At 57.7% G+C, this 17,917-nt stretch carries 13 protein-coding genes and 7 pseudogenes; 12 read left to right on the top strand and 8 right to left on the bottom strand.

Features of this window, described 5'->3' with window-relative positions; genetic code table 11:
- The 6 genes and pseudogenes from BSU04_RS01720 to BSU04_RS47305 all read left to right on the top strand — a co-directional run.
- Positions 1-390 (top strand): isochorismatase family protein (locus BSU04_RS01720; protein ID WP_144021095.1); only part of this gene is annotated, 390 nt, incomplete at its 5' end.
- 260 nt (positions 391-650) lie between these two features.
- A pseudogene (locus BSU04_RS01725) lies at positions 651-893 on the top strand (amidohydrolase); the annotation flags it as partial.
- Positions 885-1,154 (top strand): annotated as a pseudogene (locus BSU04_RS47300) (transposase); the annotation flags it as partial. The pseudogenes BSU04_RS01725 and BSU04_RS47300, both read left to right, overlap by 9 nt.
- A gap of 195 nt (positions 1,155-1,349) precedes the next feature.
- Positions 1,350-1,991: a phosphohydrolase gene (locus BSU04_RS01730; protein WP_089158976.1), complete on the top strand. Its 642-nt coding sequence runs from the start codon at positions 1,350-1,352 to the stop codon at positions 1,989-1,991.
- Positions 1,992-2,017: 26 nt separating this feature from the next.
- The gene (locus tag BSU04_RS01735; RefSeq protein ID WP_089158977.1) at positions 2,018-2,269 is read left to right on the top strand and encodes a DUF1427 family protein; all 252 of its coding nucleotides are present in this window, start codon (positions 2,018-2,020) and stop codon (positions 2,267-2,269) included.
- Positions 2,270-2,338: 69 nt separating this feature from the next.
- Positions 2,339-2,464, top strand: a pseudogene (locus tag BSU04_RS47305) (DUF1275 domain-containing protein); the annotation flags it as partial.
- A 121-nt stretch (positions 2,465-2,585) separates the two neighbouring features.
- On the opposite strand, the gene BSU04_RS01740 reads toward BSU04_RS47305, so the two are convergent.
- The gene (locus tag BSU04_RS01740; protein ID WP_089158978.1) at positions 2,586-3,962 is read right to left on the bottom strand and encodes an IS4 family transposase; all 1,377 of its coding nucleotides are present in this window, start codon (positions 3,960-3,962) and stop codon (positions 2,586-2,588) included.
- 492 nt (positions 3,963-4,454) lie between these two features.
- On the opposite strand from BSU04_RS01740, the pseudogene BSU04_RS01745 reads away from it, so the two are divergent.
- A pseudogene (locus BSU04_RS01745) lies at positions 4,455-5,233 on the top strand (alpha/beta fold hydrolase).
- A gap of 289 nt (positions 5,234-5,522) precedes the next feature.
- Here BSU04_RS01745 and BSU04_RS01750 read toward each other — a convergent pair.
- Both BSU04_RS01750 and BSU04_RS01755 read right to left on the bottom strand, forming a co-directional pair.
- Entirely contained in the window at positions 5,523-6,986 is a 1,464-nt protein-coding gene (locus tag BSU04_RS01750; protein ID WP_306427166.1) for an ATP-binding protein, read from the bottom strand.
- A 269-nt stretch (positions 6,987-7,255) separates the two neighbouring features.
- A complete protein-coding gene (locus BSU04_RS01755) occupies positions 7,256-8,176 on the bottom strand; it encodes a helix-turn-helix transcriptional regulator (protein WP_089158979.1) in 921 nt (306 codons plus the stop codon).
- Positions 8,177-8,476: 300 nt separating this feature from the next.
- Between BSU04_RS01755 and BSU04_RS01760 the strand changes: the two are divergent.
- Positions 8,477-8,806 (top strand): annotated as a pseudogene (locus BSU04_RS01760) (transposase); the annotation flags it as partial.
- On the opposite strand, the pseudogene BSU04_RS48685 reads toward BSU04_RS01760, so the two are convergent.
- Positions 8,805-9,883, bottom strand: a pseudogene (locus BSU04_RS48685) (ISAs1 family transposase); the annotation flags it as partial. The pseudogenes BSU04_RS01760 and BSU04_RS48685 sit on opposite strands and share 2 nt — an antisense overlap.
- 93 nt (positions 9,884-9,976) lie before the next feature.
- Here BSU04_RS48685 and BSU04_RS01770 point away from each other — a divergent pair.
- Positions 9,977-10,767 (top strand): annotated as a pseudogene (locus tag BSU04_RS01770) (IS5 family transposase); the annotation flags it as partial.
- Between the two features lie 251 nt (positions 10,768-11,018).
- Here BSU04_RS01770 and BSU04_RS01775 read toward each other — a convergent pair.
- Complete coding sequence (locus BSU04_RS01775; protein WP_089158981.1) at positions 11,019-12,311, bottom strand: IS701 family transposase; 1,293 nt, start codon at positions 12,309-12,311, stop codon at positions 11,019-11,021.
- Positions 12,312-12,572: 261 nt separating this feature from the next.
- Here BSU04_RS01775 and BSU04_RS01780 point away from each other — a divergent pair, with 261 nt between their 5' ends.
- From BSU04_RS01780 to BSU04_RS01790, 3 genes are all read left to right on the top strand, one after another.
- Complete coding sequence (locus tag BSU04_RS01780) at positions 12,573-13,565, top strand: MBL fold metallo-hydrolase (protein ID WP_089158985.1); 993 nt, start codon at positions 12,573-12,575, stop codon at positions 13,563-13,565.
- Positions 13,566-13,878: 313 nt separating this feature from the next.
- The gene (locus BSU04_RS45165; protein ID WP_144021096.1) at positions 13,879-14,085 is read left to right on the top strand and encodes a hypothetical protein; all 207 of its coding nucleotides are present in this window, start codon (positions 13,879-13,881) and stop codon (positions 14,083-14,085) included.
- Between the two features lie 12 nt (positions 14,086-14,097).
- Positions 14,098-14,889 carry an IS1634 family transposase gene (locus BSU04_RS01790; RefSeq protein ID WP_441299945.1) on the top strand — a complete coding sequence of 264 codons (792 nt, stop codon included), beginning with the start codon at positions 14,098-14,100 and terminating at the stop codon, positions 14,887-14,889.
- Between the two features lie 379 nt (positions 14,890-15,268).
- Here the strand turns inward: BSU04_RS01790 and BSU04_RS48485 are convergent, their stop codons facing one another.
- From BSU04_RS48485 to tnpB, 3 genes are all read right to left on the bottom strand, one after another.
- A complete protein-coding gene (locus BSU04_RS48485) occupies positions 15,269-15,733 on the bottom strand; it encodes a helix-turn-helix transcriptional regulator (RefSeq protein WP_306427167.1) in 465 nt (154 codons plus the stop codon).
- A 16-nt stretch (positions 15,734-15,749) separates the two neighbouring features.
- Complete coding sequence (tnpC, locus tag BSU04_RS01800) at positions 15,750-17,378, bottom strand: IS66 family transposase (protein WP_089158984.1); 1,629 nt, start codon at positions 17,376-17,378, stop codon at positions 15,750-15,752.
- A gap of 123 nt (positions 17,379-17,501) precedes the next feature.
- Complete coding sequence (tnpB, locus tag BSU04_RS01805; RefSeq protein ID WP_086382360.1) at positions 17,502-17,852, bottom strand: IS66 family insertion sequence element accessory protein TnpB; 351 nt, start codon at positions 17,850-17,852, stop codon at positions 17,502-17,504.
- Between the last annotated feature and the right edge of the window lie 65 nt (positions 17,853-17,917).

Genomic DNA, 17,917 nt, shown 5'->3' on the forward strand with positions numbered 1-17,917 from the left:
GCCGCCAATGGTCGGAAAAAGGTGGTGGTGGCAGGCCTGTGGACCGAGGTGTGCAACAACACCTTTTCGTTGTGTGCCATGGACGAAGGCGACTACGAAATTTACATGGTCGCCGACGCGTCGGGCGGCACGACGAAAGAAGCGCATGACTTCGCGATGCTACGCATGATCCAGGCCGGCGTGGTACCTGTGACCTGGCAACAGGTGCTGCTCGAATGGCAACGCGATTGGGCGCACAAGGAGACCTACGACGCAGTCATGAAGATCGCCAAAGAGCATTCGGGTGCGTATGGGATGGGGGTGGACTATGCCTACACGATGGTGCACAAGGCTCCCCAGCGTACGACGCAGCCGCACGAAGTTCTGGCAGCGGTGCCTGCCAAGAAGTAAGTAGCCGCATTGCGTCGTCCGGCGAGCCGGGGCGACTCGAAGACTATGCGGGTCGCGTCTGCCTCGGATCTATTGAGCTTGCATCTGCACGAACGTGCCGGTGAATGCAGCGGGATTCGCGGGCGGTGCATCGGTATTCTGAATTCTACATGCCGGCCACGACCTGTTACTAATGCTTTATGGAGGCAATCGCGTCGAGCGGCCGCTTCCCATGAACAGTTCCGCGCGTGAACAGCGGAGCGCTCCCTGTGAGGATCACCATGACTTCCAATACTTCCGCGCCGACGCCCGCCGATATCGTGTTTTTCAACGGCAAAATCGCCACGCAGGACGACAAACGCTCGTTCGCCGATGCGATTGCGGTCGCCGATGGCCGCATCATCGCTTCGGGGTCACGCGATGCCGTGATGCGTCACGTGAAAGAGGGACCGCGGCAAATCGACCTCAAGGGCCGGACGGTCATTCCCGGTCTTAAGGACTCGCATCTGCACATCATCCGCGGTCGCCCTTTGCAAAAGCCCCAAGTCGTCTATGCTGATCGCGGATAAGACTCCGAAGCACACCGACAGAAATTGCGCGATCGGGTATTAACCTGTTCTCGAAAAGCGCCGTACTGAGCGTGGCAGCGAACTCGAAAGTATCGATGGGCAGTCAAACGTACTTATGCTTGGATCGATGATTTTGATGGTCTTCGAATCCGCTATGAGCGATTTGCCAAGTTCCATGAAACTTTCTTGGAGTTGGCTGCTTGGCTAATCTGTTGAAATACTCTCCAGCGAACTATTATGGATTTTTGAAACCGCCTCTAAGTGTTGTTTAAGAATTCGCCAAAGTATCAATTGGATAAACACGCTACGCTGCAACGGACAGGACTTGCCGGGATGTCGTACCTCCTCGCTTCGCCCGGTATGCGGACGGTGTCGCACTGGAGCAGGGATTTGTGACAAGGAGGAGTTCAGATGAAGAAAAATATTGCCGGCGTTGAAATTCCCGACAGTGCAATGGCGCAGGCGGTAACGGATCTGATGCGGGGCACGAAGTCAGAATTAATGTTTCATCATGCGTTAAGAGCATTTTTTTTTGCTGCACTAAGTGGATACCAGAAAAAGCTGACATTCGACGCGGAACTGCTTTATGTCGGGGCGATGTTTCACAACGTCGGGTTAAACGCGAAGTATCACGACTCACCTTACCGCTACGAGGTGGATGGCGCGAACGCCGCGCGCGAATTTCTGATGAACTACGCAGTCGCCGACGACGCGATAGATGAAGTTTGGGCGGCGATAGCGCTGCACACGACCCCCGGCATTCCGGAGCACATGTCGCCCCTGATCGCCATGATGAGTGCCGGTGTGCAGATGGATGTCCGCGGCGCCTGCTACGAAGACTTCACGGCGCAGCAGCGGGACGAAATCGTGCAAGCCTATCCCCGCGAATCGGGTTTCAAAAAGAGGCTTATCGACGCCTATGCGCGTGGCATGGCGCATCGTCCGGATACGACGTTCGGGACGGTGAATGCCGACGTGCTGGACCGGTGGGATCCGAACTACCGCCGCCAGAATTTCTGCGGACTGATATTGGGTTCGGATTGGCCGAACTGACAGTAGTTAGAGAAAAGAGGATCAACATGGGATACATCATTTCACTGGGAGTCGGCTTCGGCATCGGGCTCCTTTATTGGCTGCTCAAAGTGCAGTCGCCGGCACCGCCACTGATTGCGCTAGCCGGGTTGCTCGGCATGGTACTCGGCGAGCACGCCATACCGGTTGCGAAGGCGCAGTTTTTCGCGCAGGCACCGATGGCCCAGGTTACGGAGCAGATGAAAGGTACGACGGCCCAAAAGTCGGTGGCACCCCGCGCGATGAAGGAGGGCGCTTGATGTCGCGCCCGGCGGTTTTCGAATCACGGAGCGTCGGTTGTGATTCGGTAGGAAGATACGACCCTTGCGCTGATAGCAGGCTACGTCGAGAGGGTGGGTTCCATCGCGCTGTTTGGACTGTTCACTGCGCACGTGACGGGCGACTTCGTGATTATTGGTGCTGACGTCGCCGGCGTGGGGCAGGGTGTGCTGCTCTAGCGGCGGTTTCCGTTCGGGAGTGAGACGACCGGCTACGGCGTCGCCGATGTGGCGCGGACGATCGAGCGCAAGCGGCCGAAGCGATGGTGCTTTATTCGGCATATGGCGCGAATGGCACTTACTTTGCCCTGGGCGCATGACCGTACCGCTGTACATGGCGACGCGCCTGGTCGCGCGGCACCTTCAACCATGGGTAAGGTTTGGGTCGTCGCTTTCGCATTCGAGGCTCGATGCGTCCCGGTCGATGACCGACCTTGCTTTGAGCGATCAACGTGAACAGTCGTTGGTTGTCCTGCGTTGCCGATAGACCGCGCGTGACCCATTCAATCCACAGTTGCACCGTGTGCTTGAAACTCAAACCGCGCGGATCGACGCCGGCATTGGCGGCGGCCTGCGCCATCAGCAGCCGGATCACGTTGTAGGCCAGCAGATGGACCCACAGCTGTTTTTCGTTCATTTCCGGTGTCTGGCAACGCAGTACGTCCATGCCCATGGTGGTCTTGAGGTTGCGCAGATCGAGCTCGACATTCCATCGGCGCGCGTACAGCGCAGAGAGATCGGCTTTGCTGAGCTCGCGCTGATTCAACAACGTGGTGACCAGCACCTCATGGTCCACCTTGGCTTCGCGCAGCGTAATGTTCTGGGGTGCTTGCGCGTACTGCTCGGGCGTCATCCACTCCGGGCGAGGCGGTTTGGGCCAGCACACGATATGGTCGCGCGTACCCAGCGATTGGCCGCGTCGAAAGTCGGTGATACGCGATCCATTTTGCTCGAACACGCAATCCACGCCCCGCTCCAGCAGCGAGGAGATCAGGAAATAGTTGCAGTACAGCGCATCTGCAACCATCACGTCTCCCGCACGAAAACCATCGAGCAGAGCGCGCACCAGACCAAGCTCGCCGGTGCCTTTGCCGCTGTGAGGCCCGATCGCCGCATCCAGCGCTGCGCCGGTGGCCAGGCAAATCACCGCCACCAATCGTGCCAGTGGAAAACCCACCCCGCTCGCCTGGCTACTGGGTTGCGGATATGCAGTCTGATTATCGGGGGTATCGGGCATCGACAGCCCCGTACCGTCCACCAGTTTGAGCGTGCGACCGCGCCATTGCCATGGCCGCAGCGCCTGCTGGCTCAGAAGCCGGCCTGTTTGCCGCGTGAGAGCCGTGACCATCTCTACCGGCAGGCGCTGGCGTGCCCTGCAATACGCGCCTGTGCGAACGCTGCAAGCACTCAGGCCGTCGGCGGCGCGCTGCGCCGCCCAGCCATTGACCACCTTCTGGCACGAGCCATCGGCCTCCAGCGTCTGGCGCATGAACATCGACAGCGTCACTGTCGGCGGATACAGCCGCTCGCGGTGCTCGGGCAACTGCGCTTCGGTCGTTTCAAGCAATTGCGCACTCGTCAGAATGTTGAAGAACTCCACCGCCTCGCTCGACTGCGCCCGCCGCCGGACGCGGTTGCGGCGTTGATACAAATCGCTTTGGGCTTTACGATCCATGCTGGCTGGCCTTTGGTGAGATGGCTTGGGTGTTTCGTAACTAACCATCCTATCGATCCAAGGTTAGCCAACCTCCTTTATCTTCAAATACTTACGCTCGACATTGAGCAGCGAATAGCTAAAGTAAGTGCCATTCGCATATGGCGCTGCATCGAGTGAGACCGACATGCTCGAATTCCCGGGCGGATACATTGCCGAAGTGCATGATGGTCGTTGAAGCATACGTTATGTGGCCGTTGAAGGGGAAGGCGAGTACGCAGGCATGCACAATGCAGTGAATCACTGCACACCGCCTCGGCGGTCACCTCGAATCGCGTGCCGGCGGCGGTGGGCGATGCCGCTGCGGTTGTCGGCCAGATCCACGCGTACCGGAGCCAGACGGTGGCAACCGCTGAGGGCCGCACTCCGCCAGGCAGCCGCCAGCATCAACGCGTTTTGCCCGCATGACGCAACGGTACAAGACTGCCAACCAAATCGATCGGTGCGGAAATGATGGCTTATTTCACCACCCAGGGCGGCACGGAAATCCATTTCAAGGATTGAAGTTCAGGCCGACCGATTTTCTTCTTTTATGGCTAGCCGCAACGCGGACGGTTGGGACGCGCAGGTGGTGTGTCTTGCGGAGCGCGGCTATCGCGTGGTTGCGCATGATCGTCGTGGTCATGGACGTTCGTTGCAGCCGCGGAGCTGCAACGATATGAACACTTGTGCAGACGATCTCGCCGAGCTGATCGAAAGCTCGAACCAATCAACATTGTGATGGTCGGTCACTCGACCGGTGGCGGCGAAGTGGCGCGCTCCATTGCGCGCCACGGTACGAAGCGCGCGGCCAAGGCCTTGATGATAGTCTCCGTGCCGCCGCTCATGTTGAAGACGTGCCCGAATCTGGGCGGCCTGCCGATGTTGGTATTCGACGGGATGCGGGATGGCGTACGGAACACCGCCCACAGTTCTTCAAAGACGTGGCGTTGCCGCTCTACGACTTTTATCGGCCGAACGCGCCGGTGTCGCAAGCTCGATCAAGGGCTTGCACGACTGCATCAATGCATTCTCGGAAACTGACTACAGCGAGGACCTGAAGCAGATCACTGTTCCGGCGCTCGTGCTGCAGGATGACGACGACCAGATTGTGGCGCTCGGTAACTCCAGCGTTCCGTCCGCGAAGATCATGCCACCTCTGGGTGAAGGTTTACGAAGGTGCGTCGCCCGGCTTGCGGACGACGCTTGCGGACCGCGTGAATGCGGATCTGCGGGCGTCTGTTCAGTCGTAAGGGAGTACGCCGGCGGCGCCGTTGCAGTGTCCGCGCGTCGGTGAGCCGCGTGCGCCACGGCTTGTAAGACGGCTTTCAATTAGTACGCGCTATGCCTGAACGTCGGAAGGGCGCGTACACGCATTTCGTTTGCGGTATTCAGCGATCGGGCAGTCGGCGTTTCGAGTGCGTCGAGGGTCACCGAGGCGCGCGCACGGCACGCTTCGATCAAGCCCGCTTCGAGTAGTGCGCCGACCAGCTTCGACGCGAACTAGACGCCGATGCACAGATCGTCTTCGGGAGGGAAGGCTCAACTAATGGCGATGCGCGCGTCGTCGAGTGTCTGTTTAACATCCAGCCGATTGCCGAGCTCTTCGTTCAGATCGCCACCCGCTTGCGGCTGAAAGAGGCTGGATAGATAGCGAGCATTGCGCGAGGTCATGGTCTGCAATTCGCCTTCGGCCTGCAGCTTTTCGAACGCATAGGCACGGGTCGATTCGGATAGCCGATATTTCGCTACTGGCCCCTCGAATTCTACGTTGACCAGTGACTTCGCCACCAGTTCGGTGATGCCGCTGATCGCGCTCGCCACTGAAAATTCGTCGTCGCACATGACCGCGCACATTACCTCGAAAGTGAAGCTGCTGCCGAATATCGCGAGACGCCGGAATAGTGACTGCGTTTTCGCGTCGAGTATCGCGAAACTCCAGTCGAACGTCGCGCGCAGGGTTTGATGACGCGGTAGCGCCGTCCGATATCCGCCGGCCAGAATCGCCATGCGGTCATCCAACCGGCGATGGACCCCCTCTACGCCTAGGGCGACGACACGAGCAGCCGCTAGTTCGATGGCCAGCGGTATACCACCTAGACGCCGGCAAATCTCGCCAACGAGTCGGATTTCCGCACTGTCGACGCCGATTTCGCCTTGCAAAGAGTTGGCGCGCAGGAGGAACAGATTGACTGCGGAACACTTCAGGATTTCTTCGTTGGTACAACCGGCCGGCGGCACACCCAGCGGATCGACCCTGAATATCGTCTCAGGCATGATCCGAAGCGGCTCTCTGCTCGTCACGAGCACGCGCAGCATATCGTTGCCTACAACCAGCGCATCGAGAATGTGCGCGACTGCTGCGATCACATGCTCAGCGTTATCGAGCACCAGCAACATGCGGTGCCGGCCCAGCGCCGCGACCACTTGCGCGACGTCTGCTTGTGGGCCGGGCAGCGTCAACCCGCAGCCTTCAACGATTGCGCCGAGCACGTCCTCTGGCGTAGTTAACGTGGCCAATTCGACTAGGCAGACTGCTTCGGCGAAATCGGCCGAGCAATGGCGAGCCGCTTCGATGGCAAGCGTTGTCTTGCCGATGCCGCCTGCGCCCACCAACGTCAGCACATGCGTATGCGTCAGCATCGAGCTAATCAGCTTGACTGCGCAGTCGCGTCCGAGCAGCCTGGACTTGGACGGCGGAAGACGACGTCCTCCGGCCGCCTGCGACGCGGTTTCGCGAGACGTGACCCTTTTCTGCCGCTGGAGAAGCTGATAGCCGCGGCCCGGCACGGTGAGGATCAAGTCGCGATCCGGACCCAGTATTTTGCGCAGCGCCGAGAGATGGACCTGTACGTTGTTTTCTTCAACGATGGTGTCGGGCCAGACGGCATTCATCATTTCGTCTTTCGTGACGAGACGCCCTGCGGCCGCAGCAACGACGGCAAGGATGTCAAAGGCGCGAGACCCGACATGCACTTCCTCGCCGTTTTGCAGCAAAGTGCGCATTTCAAGATCGATCTGAAAGTTACCTATTTCAATCATGACGTTTTTAGGCTCAGGGACAGAGAGCGCTAGCCAGGGATAAGAGTGGGTGCCTGTGGTGATGGGAAAGCCAATCGCGGGCAAAGGCAATTGGCATGGTTGAAGTTACCGCGACGGTGCTCGCGCGTCTTGTACGTTAGTGCGATGCTTTGTACGAAAGTGCATTACCGCGGCCGAGGTGCTATGCGTCCGCCGGGTTATCGTCCAACCAAACCGCGCAGCGGATGGTTTGTTCAACGAGTGTTCTGGCGGCGCCAGGTGCCCGGTGGCGTCCCGACTAGTTGCGAAAAGGTTCGTGTGAAGTGGCTTTGGTCGACGAAGCCGCATGCCATAGCGATGTCTGACAGGGACGAGTTGGAATGCTTGAGCAGCTCTCGTGCTTGATCTATGCGCCGCTCCAATAGCCATTGATGCGGCGTGCGGTCCATTGTTTCGCGAAATGCCCGGATAAAGTAGCTGCGCGACAGGTTGCAAGCGCTCGCAATCTCTTCGAGCGAGACGCTGCCCTGTGCTTTCCCGAGCAGCATGTCTTTGGCGCGCGTTTCGTGCAGGCTCGAGAGCCGCCGGTTCTTCTTGTTCGACTGAGTTAATGCATTCCCATACTTATCAATTAGATGTGTGCCGATCGCGACACCCAATTGTTCGACAAAAACTGGACTGGTCTTACTGCCGCGATCCAGTGTGAGCGCCAACACTTGCGCGAGGTGGCCGAAAATCGCGTCTTTGCGGCCCGGGAGCGAGGAAAAGCCCGCGATTGCCGAGCCGCCTTGCTCGTAGCGCAAGTTCGCTATGAAGGCGCGCGAGAACTCTACTAGCACGAAGTCGAACGCACCAAGCAGGTCGGCCCGGTAATCATTTTCGAAGTTGCGGATGTAGACCGAGTCTTTTTCGAAGTCGTGCGACGCCGACCGGTTGCCAGAAAAGATTTGCCGGCGGTGGCCCGCTGTCAGCGAAACGCCGATCAGGAATCCGCGATCGGAAGCGGGCGTGACAACTTCACTGGTCTGTTCGTGACGCCGGCATTTGCGGTAAAACGTAAACTCTCCTGTGTGGAGTTCAAGGTCTATGTCCAGATGATTCGAAAGACATCCCAGAGAGTCCTTCTGTCGGACTGCATTGGGTGCAGCGATAAAAGTTTCTGAATGGACAAACATGAATCGTCACCTTTATTCGTCATGCTTATAGTCATGCCAGTTCACGTTCCAAAAATCAGGAGAGAGTGATAATAGTCGGCGTGACGCTCTATTATCACGGAAACGATAAGTCCTAGATATTAATTTTCGTTCACGTTTCAACATTCAGGCCTCTTGCGGCGCTGAAATTTGTTTTCAATGGGCTGCTGCGTGTTTGAGGGTTAGTGCATCTCCTAGCAGGCCGCTGAAATAGCGACTACGAATGTCATCGCGAACGCAACTGAGAGCGTTTAATAAAGACCCCTACTGCCTGAAGAGATCATGCGCGGCAACGACACGTTCACCGAGAGTTTGTTTTCCGTGCGCAAGCTGGAGGACTTCGTTCCAAGGGCGCATCCACTGCGCTCGATTCGAGTAATGGCGAACGATGCACTTGCAAAGATGGACCGGTTGTTCGCCGGGATGTACGAGGCCGATATTAAAGGCGGACGCCCAAGCATTGCGCTGGAGAAGTTGCTGCGAGCTATGCTGCTTCAGGTGCTCTTCAGCGTCCGCTCGGAACGCCAACTTATGGAACAGGTGCAATACAACTTGCTTTTCCGCTGGTTCATTGGCTTGTCAATGGATGACGTGGTGTGGGTCACGGCTGTTAGGTTCTCGCGTTTCCGTAAGCGCATCTGCGCAATCGTTCAAAGTTCATCGCGTGTCGTTGCAGTTCGACGGCAATATTCTGAACGCGCGCGGCGCGTAGGCAGTTCAATGCCATCGAACGCAGACGCGCCAACACGCAGGGCTTGTTTCGGGTCCTGCAGGCATCTTCGTGTAACGTTACGTCACGCACGTAGTGATTCTGATTCTCGACGGACCAATGCCCTCTAATGGCAAGCTGGAAATCGGCCGCGCTCAGGGGTGTTGTGCTGATCCACCAAGCCGTCTCGGCGGTGCGCACCCAGCCATCACGGGTTTTGCGTTCAGACGTACGTTCTATCTTCGCGACCTGGCATACCAATGCTTGCCATTCCTCTGGCATCCAGTGCGGCGGTACGTCAAAGGTATGCACGGTACGCGTTTCGATACGTCCGTGTCCCTTGTCATGCTGCACGTCGCATTGTGCAGCGACACGATGAAGTGCCAGGCTTGCACAGGCATCGAGCAATGTCGGCTGGTTACCCTTTACTTGCACCACGGCGTCGGCTTCCTTCTCCAGCGCCAACGCTAGCGTTTTTTTTGGCAATGCAGCGCGTCCAGCGTAAAAACCTGTCCCGACAATCCGAATGACTCGATCAACGCCTGTGCAGCCGGTATTTCGTTGGACTTGTCATCCACTTCGATGTGACCCAGCACGATCAGGCCATCATGATCGAACGCCGAAACCAGTTGCCGGGCGGAGACGTCCTTCACGCGATCTGCACTTCCCCGCAATGCTTTGCCATCAATGGCAATGAATTGCCGGCCGGGTGGCGGTGATGTCTGCCGGTGCGCATGCTCACGAAACGCGCGTTCCAACTCCTGCTCGTCCAGACCCAGCAGAAATTCCCGAATCGCCACCCAGCACGGCGCCTTGCGCCAGCTTGTCCCGAACAGCCGGTTCAGGTTCGTCAGTTGCTCATCGATAAACACTTCCATTGTCCTGAACGACTTGGATCCGGCCAGGATCGACATCACGATCGCACAAAGCAACGGCTCCAGCGCGTAGCGTTTGCCCTGCGCTCGCCGAACGTCCCGCAATTCCGAAAATACGCCACCGAACATCATCTGCCTTTTGCCCCTTGTTTCGAAGGGCGACGTTAACACAGCGCAGCAGAAGTTAACAGCCCTGTGGTGTGGGTGCCCACGGTCTTCACCAAGAACCGCGAGCGCTTGATCATGCACGATGCGGTAGTCGAATTCTTCAACGAAGTTGTGAAGATCGCCGGCAAGAAGGAGCTGCTCTCGGGCGAGCACTTCAGCGTGGACGGTACGCTGATTCAAGCATGGGCGGGTCGTAAGAGTTTTGTACGCAAGGATAGTGACGACCAGAACAACAAGGGCGGTGACGACGCCGACTTCAAGGGAAGCAAACGCAGCAACGAGACGCATCAGTCCAAGACTGATCCTGAAGCGCGACTCTATCGCAAGGGGAAGACCGCTAGTGAATTGCGCTACATGGGCCACACGCTCAGTGACAACCGCCACGGTTTAATCGTCAACGCGCGCGTCACATGCGCTGACGGGCACGCTGAAGCGAAGCGGCCAAGGTCATGCTTAACGATGCACGGGAAGCAATTGACGATGATCGTGTCGAAATCACGGTGGGCGCGGATAAGGGTTATGACGCGCAGGAATTCATCGAAGCTTGCCAGGAGATGAAGGCGACCCCGCACGTGGCGCAAAATACCTCGGGACGGCGCTCGGCTGTCGCCGACACAATCGCGGCGAGTGTGGGCTACGCCATTTCGCAACAAAAGCGCAAGTTGATCGAACAAGGTTTCGGGTGGGTGAAGACCGTGGGACGTATGCGTCAGGTTGCGGTACGGGGGCTGAAGAGGGTTGACCAAATGTTCGTTCTGAACATGGCCGCCTACAACCTCGTGCGCCTGCGCTCATTAGGACAAGTCCGCCAGGCAAATTAGGCAACGAAATCGCGCGAAAACGATTCATGTCGCGCCCAAGACGTTGGTATTAGCGCCCGAAATTTCGCAATGTAAAAAACACTGCTGTTTGTCGCTGACTCGATAAGATCATCGTTTTTTCGAGGCCGTATTTCCGCAGCCTGCTAGTACTACTGTGTCACAAAATATTTGAGGTAACGCAGCAATACGGACATCTCTTTAATCGCCTGGAGATATGGGCAGCAATTCGCCAGCGCAGCGTTGCGATCGAGTCAGGTACGTGTCGCTGCATTCGCTGGGGAGCCGCGTGGGATGTAGTCCGTGGGTAAGGCAGGTGCGCTGCGGATTTCGGAGTTTTTTTTACTGCCTTCATTGAGGCGCTGTGCGACGAGAAACCCATAGGCGGCAATGCATAGGGATGCGTGATGATGAAATCCACGCCACCCACGCCCCTCGAAGTGTCGAAGGCCGAACTCCTGCTTTAGATCCTGGTAGTCACGCTCAATGCGCCAGCGCATTTTGGAAACGTGAACCAGATGTTCGACTGCCGTCGCATCGGGCAATGTGGAAAGCCAGTATTTGCTTGGCTCGGGTTCACCAATGGGCCACTCGATAAGCAGCCATTCCTCATCGCGCGGCGTAGCTCGCCAATAGTCTCGGTGAGAGGCCCGCACGCGCAACGCCGCAAAGCGGGAACTCAAGCCGCTACGCGTGCCTTCGCGCCACGAAACCGTGTGATAGCAAGATGGTTCGAGCGCGAGCGCAAGGTCTTTGACTGCGACGGGATTGTGTCCCGGTACCCGGCGCTGGAGGCTTCGTGGTCGGCCGGCCTTGCCTGTAGAGGATTCGGCAGATAGTGGTGCAAGGCCCGGTGGCCATACGCGGGTGCTCGACTGGATGCCCACCGCATATTGCAGTCCGAGTTCACCAACGCTGTCACGAAACGCCGTGTCGTTTCCATAACCGGCATCAGCCAGCACCACGCCGTTCGGGGCACCGCTTTGTCTTGCCTCACCCAGTTGCGCGATAGCGATCTGCGTCTTGGTCGCAAACTGAATTTCCTCGGGAACCCCTGCCAACTGCCGTCTCCCCGGATCGTCCGCCCATTCCTTCGGAAGGTAAAGCTTATAAGCGACGGGCAGGCTCGCCTCCGTTGTGGCTACCGACAGGCTCACGGCCACCTGGCAATTATCCTGCTTCCCCAACTGTCCACAGTATTGCCGCGCCACGCCCACCGAATGCTTTCCCTTCTTCGGAAAACCCGTGTCGTCAATGATCCAGTACAGCCCATTTGACGGATCCATATGCGGCAATACCCAGCGCCGAACCTGTTCGATTAATGCGGCGTCAGACCACTCTGACTTTGAAACGAAGTGATGGAGGGACTGGTGCCGCGCGCTCACGCGATGCGGCTCGAGGTGGGCCGCGATCGGCTCAACACTTTTACGCGCAATCGGCAGCATCAACCCCTGACAATAGCCCACCAGAGCGGCATGACGATCACTGTGTCCAATTGTGTCGCATAGGTGTTCCAGGTACTCGTCGAACGAAGTCTCCCAGTCCATCGCTTCCTCATGCAAAGAATGAAGAAGCTCCTATAATGCCATGAATGTTATGACACAGTAGTACTAGGTGTGTTGTCATTGAAGGGGCAAGTCAAATCTCCTGATTCCCTCAGCATTGAACTTTGATGTGATAGCGGTGATTGGTGCTTGTCCGGCCTGCTGAAGATCACGTCGGCTCAGGACAATTAATAAAAATTAGCAACGGTTTCGAGCATGCCGTCGTATGATTTCTTGAAGATAGAGTTCAATCCGAGGAATGCAATGATAAAGCTGAATCGCCGAAAGTGGTCCATGCATAGCGGTGCATGGTACGTCGTTATATTGGGCATCGTTATCGCGGCTTGGTCTTACGACGCGCTTGCCGCTGCGCCACAGGTCAAAACGCAGGGGCCCGGTTTTTATCGGATTATGTTAGGCCAATTCGAAGTGACCGCGTTGCTCGACGGCACCCATCCGTTTCCTATCGAAACGGTGGTCGAAGGCGTACCGAAGTCCGAAATCGCAAACGACCTCGCGCGGGATTTTCTGCACGCGCCAGTTCAGGGATCGATCAACGCCTTTCTGATCAATACCGGTTCGAAGCTGATTCTGATTGACACAGGCGCTGGCGTGCTCTACGGAAACTGTTGCGGACTCCTACTTGGCAACTTGCGCGCCGCGGGCTATCAGCCCGAGCAAGTCGACGAAGTGCTGCTTACGCATCTGCATAAAGATCATGTTGGCGGCATCATCGCCAACGGGGCCATGGTGTTTCCGAACGCTGTCTTGCGGACAAGCCAGGTCGAAGCGGACTACTGGCTAAACCCGGCGAATAAACCGAAAGCGCCGGCTTTCCTTAGTACGTTCTTCGACGCGGCGATCGCGTCCGTCGCGCCCTATGTCGCGGCAAATCGCTTCAAGCCTTTCAGCGGCGATTTCGAACTCGATTCGGGCATTCGCGCCATGGCGCTTCCCGGCCATACGCCGGGTCACACGGCATATCTTATCGAGAGCGATTCGAAAGATCTGCTGGTGTGGGGCGATGTCGTTCACGTCGCGTCGATCCAGTTGCGAAACCCCACGGCGTCTGTCGAATACGACACCGACGCGCCCGCTGCGCGCCGCTCACGCCGCTTCGCGCTCAAGCTCGCGGCGGACAAGCACTATCTCGTCGGCGCCGCGCACATCGCTTTTCCAGGTTTGGGGCACATCCGTCAAGACGGCAATATGTATGACTGGGTGCCGGTCAACTACGAAGCCACACCTGCTCCATGATGTCGACGCTGGCTTAGCTTGTTACCATTTCGAGGGAATGCCAAATGAATACAGAAACAATTGCGCGCGCATCATAGGATCTGTGTGAACGGCTTGCATCGGGCCGAGTGCTGTGAGTTGTGCGAGAATCCATGCGGGATGATGCATGGCGGTTGCTTATCCGTATGAGCTCACGTGATTCATGTGCTTCTTCGCAGCTATCGAAACGGGGGATGGGCGGGGCGGACCTCACCCGGTCGACATCTCGAAGCGCGGCTTTTCCGCCATCGGCGCACATTCAGATCGAAGTGGTCGAGCGGCTTCGCGCGAAAACATGGACCATATCGATCGCGCGGGCGGACGGTTCGTCACCGTGTTGCCCCGCAATCGCCTGAAAGACGCGGAGTTCCGCCAGTGGATCCAGACCAACACCCCGCAGTGGACCACCTGTGCGTGGGACCGGCCCAATTCGCGCCACTGCGACGGCCCGCGCGACTGCTGGTATGTCTTTCGCGCGCCGCAACTGTCGGCCGAAGCCTAGCCCATAGTATGGGTGTGGAGTCCGTTGCTGTCCCTGCGCCAGGAGGCCCGGCGACGCAGGGACATCGCTGCGGCCATTGAAGAGTTCCAGCAGTTGCGCGTGCTGCTCGCCGGCTCGAAGACGCGGCTGCGTGGCACTGCCGAGATTGACCTGCAGATCAAGGTGATTATCGAGAAGCACCACGTCGCCCGCTATCTGAAGGTCCGTCGTACCGTGCGTGAAGAACACGAATACCGGCAGACGCGGCGGGGTCGCCCGGGACCCGAGACTGCTTACCGCAAGATTACCAAGTGGCGCTTTGACATCGAGTGGACGACCGACGAACAGGCCATCAATTACGATCACAGCAGCGATGGTATGTATCCTCTGGTTACAAACGATCGCAGTCTGTCACCGGCCCAGGTGCTGGAAGCCCACAAGGGTCAGCCGATGATCGAGAAGCGCTTCGAACAGATCAAGTCCGTACAAGAGATCGCACGGGTGTTCCTTAAGGATGAGGGTCGCATCGAGGCTTTCTTCACGCTGTACTTCCTTGCTCTGCTCGTGCGGGCGCTCATTGAACGCGAGCTGCGCCTTGCCATGAAACGCGAGGATCTCGACGAGCTGCCTCTTTATCCCGAGCAGCGTCGGTGCGCACGTCCCACGACCGAACTGACTCTGCGCCTGTTCAGCCACGCCGAACGTCACCGGCTGATCGATGGTGCACACACTGTGCAGGTCTTCGACGTTCCCCTCACGGAATTGCAGCGTCAGCTGCTCAGATTACGCGGTGTCCCGGAAGACGCCTTTTGCACGCCGAACTAGCGACGAAATTCGCGCCAAATTGTGTCCTCGGCGTGCGGAATGTAAGGCTAGATGCCGCGCACGCTTGGCAACTTAGCGGCGCATTCGAGTTCATCTCCGCGATTGGCAAACGCGCTAAGAACGCGCGCTGAAGTCGGAAAAAACGACACGAACTTTTCCGCTGATTGCGGTTTGGCGCTTGAGGTGGGACAGCCTGATGACCAACGAGCGACACTGGGCAGTCCTAACCGCGATATCCGTTTGTACGGAGCTGTTACTTTAAGCGCGACGTTCTCGAGCGCGGCACACTGTCGAACTGGCATATCCGAACCGAGCAGATGTCGCGAACAAAATCGCAGAGCAGTTTCGACGCACTACCGGTGCAGCGGCCGCGTAACTATCAGAGGTTTTTCGCGCGCCATTGACCTGGACTGACGCCTGTCATTCGCGTGAATGTTCGCGTGAAATGACTCTGATCGGCAAAGCCGCACACCTGCGAGATGATGCTCAGAGGCATGTGCGGGTTGTGCATATACTCTTTGGCCCGTTCGATGCGTTGAGTGATGAGCCAGCGATGGGGTGGCAGTCCCGTCGTCTGGTGAAATGCCTTGAGGAAAAAACCGCGAGACAGGCCGCATTCTCGCGCCACATCGGCAAGCGAGATATTTCCATCAAGGTGCTTCATAAGAAGTTCCTTCGCACGACGTTCCTGCCACGGCGCGAGCATGCTATGCAGCTTTTGCCGTCGCTCGCTGACGCCACCGTATCGATGAGCGACATGAGCTTGAAATGCAAGTGCCACATGGTCGATGAAAAGCTGCGATGCATTGTAAGCGGTCTTTGAGGGACATGGTCGCATTAGCATTGACTAATGCCTCGGCTTACCGTTCAGGCTTCCCGAGATTCCAAGGCAGCAACGCCTGGTAGTCCTCGACCGTCTTTGCATACGGCAGGGCTTTGAATAAATCAACGAGGTATTGGTACGTATCGATGCGATTTGCTTTGCATGTCTGAACGAGCGAATAGAGGTTCGCACTCGCCTTCGCGCCGCCAACGGAGTCGGCAAAAAGCCAGGAGCGACGTCCTACGCAAAATGGGCGAATTGAATTCTCACATTCGTTATTATCAATGGGCCACGCCTCGTTTTCAACATAGCGATTCAGTTTTGGCCACTGCCCGGCGAGATACCTGAGGGCCTCGCCCAATTTTCCGCTCGGCGCGGTCGTCTCAAGATGATGGTCTAATAGTTTCTTGATTTCCTTAAGCACCGCAGTGCTGTAACGCCGCCGAAGGCGTGCTCGCTGGTTTGGCTTCTTCTGAGCATGCGACTCCGCCGCGTAGAGCTTGCCGATGAGATGGATGAACTGCGTGGAAGGCTGATGTACACCGTGCGCTTCTTTAGGCAACACGTCCTGGGCTTTCACAAAATAGCGTCTCGCGTGCGTCCAGCAACCTAAATGCACGAGGCCGTTGGTTTTAGCGATCGCGTTGTATGACTCGTAGCCGTCTGTCATTAGCACCGCGCCACGACGCATGCCTGCCCATAGGTCAGATCCATGTTGCATGCCTCGTCCGGGTGCGTAACCGAACAGCCGTACGGGCGGCCCGCTGCCATTCATTTGGGCCCACATAAAGCTTTTGGTTTGTGGCGCTCGCCCGGGTTCCTTGAGCACCTGCACGGTGGTCTCGTCGCCAAACACGATCTCACTGTCGAGCAAGTGATCTCGCAATAAATTAATGATGGGCTGGACCGCTTGGCCCAGGCGTACCACGCTGGCGGCCAGCGTATTACGTGAGATGTCGCCGCCGAAGCGCCTGAGCAGCGCTGCGATCCGATACAGCGGCAAGCCATCAATGAATTTGGAGACTACAAACCAGGCCAGGGCCGCTTCGGTGAACAAGCCCTTCGAGATGATGCGCAAACGCGCCGGCGTAACCTTGATGCCTTGGTCGCACTGCGAGCACGCGTACTTCACGCGCTCGTGACGAATCACCCGTACTTGCTGGGGGATGATGTCGAGCTGCTCGCTGACTTCGACGCCGATCTCGACCAGCACCGAGCCGTCGTGCGGGCAGCTACGTTCCGATTCCGGCAGTTCGTAGCGAATGACTTCCCGCGGCAGCGCCGGATCGAGCGGCTTACGCCCGGGCTTCTTGCGTTTGTGACCCGCGACCTTGATGTCAGCTTGATCATCTTGCGCGGGCAAAGTCGCGGCGGTGGGCGCCAGCGCTTCGGCTTCGTTCAGAAACAGGTCCCGCTGCTGGGCACTACGTGCTTCGCTCTTGGCGCCGAACAGTTGGCGCTGGAACGCTTTGAGTTGTTCCTTGAGCAGGTCGCGTTCGACCTTGGTCACTCGTAGCTCGCCGCGCACCAATTCATGCTCGGCCAGTACCGCATCTCGATCGGCAAGCACTGCATCGCACGCAGCGAGAGCCGCATCACGCTCGGCGATGAGCGCAGCGAGTTCGTCGGCGGTGATCGAGTGGGGTTGGTAAAGGTCGCGGGCCATGGCGTAACAGTAACCAATCGCGAGTCCCCGTAGGTATACGGGAATTTGTAACTATCTAATCAGCGTCTCGTGAATGCGACAGGCAATCCACGAAACGCTTTTCTGCGCATACGCGGGTGCTGACTAACTCGCGCGCGCGTAGTGCCGTGCCGAATGCTTCTTCATGGCCGCCAGGTTGATACCGTCGAGCAGCCAATGCAACTGCTCAACCGTCAGTTCAAGAACCGCCGCCTCGCGGGGCCATGCGAAGCGATCTGCCTCTAACCGTTTCATCAATAGCCAGAAACCCGAGCGATCCCAGAGCAACAACCGAACGCGATCGCGGCGCTTATTGGTAAAGGCATAGACCGTCGGGGCAAAGGGATCGAGCCCCAGGGCCTGCTCAACTAGCGCGACCAGTCCGTTGATCCCCTTGCGACCATCCACCGCATCACGATGAAGCAATACCTTCAGCTCTTCGTCGAATCGGAACATGGCAATGTACTCAGCGCTTGTAGTAGTGACAGCACCTGATCGTCACGGGCATCATTTAGTTCGAT

The sequence above is a fragment of the Caballeronia sordidicola genome (assembly GCF_002220365.1).
Lineage (GTDB): Bacteria > Pseudomonadota > Gammaproteobacteria > Burkholderiales > Burkholderiaceae > Caballeronia > Caballeronia sordidicola_C.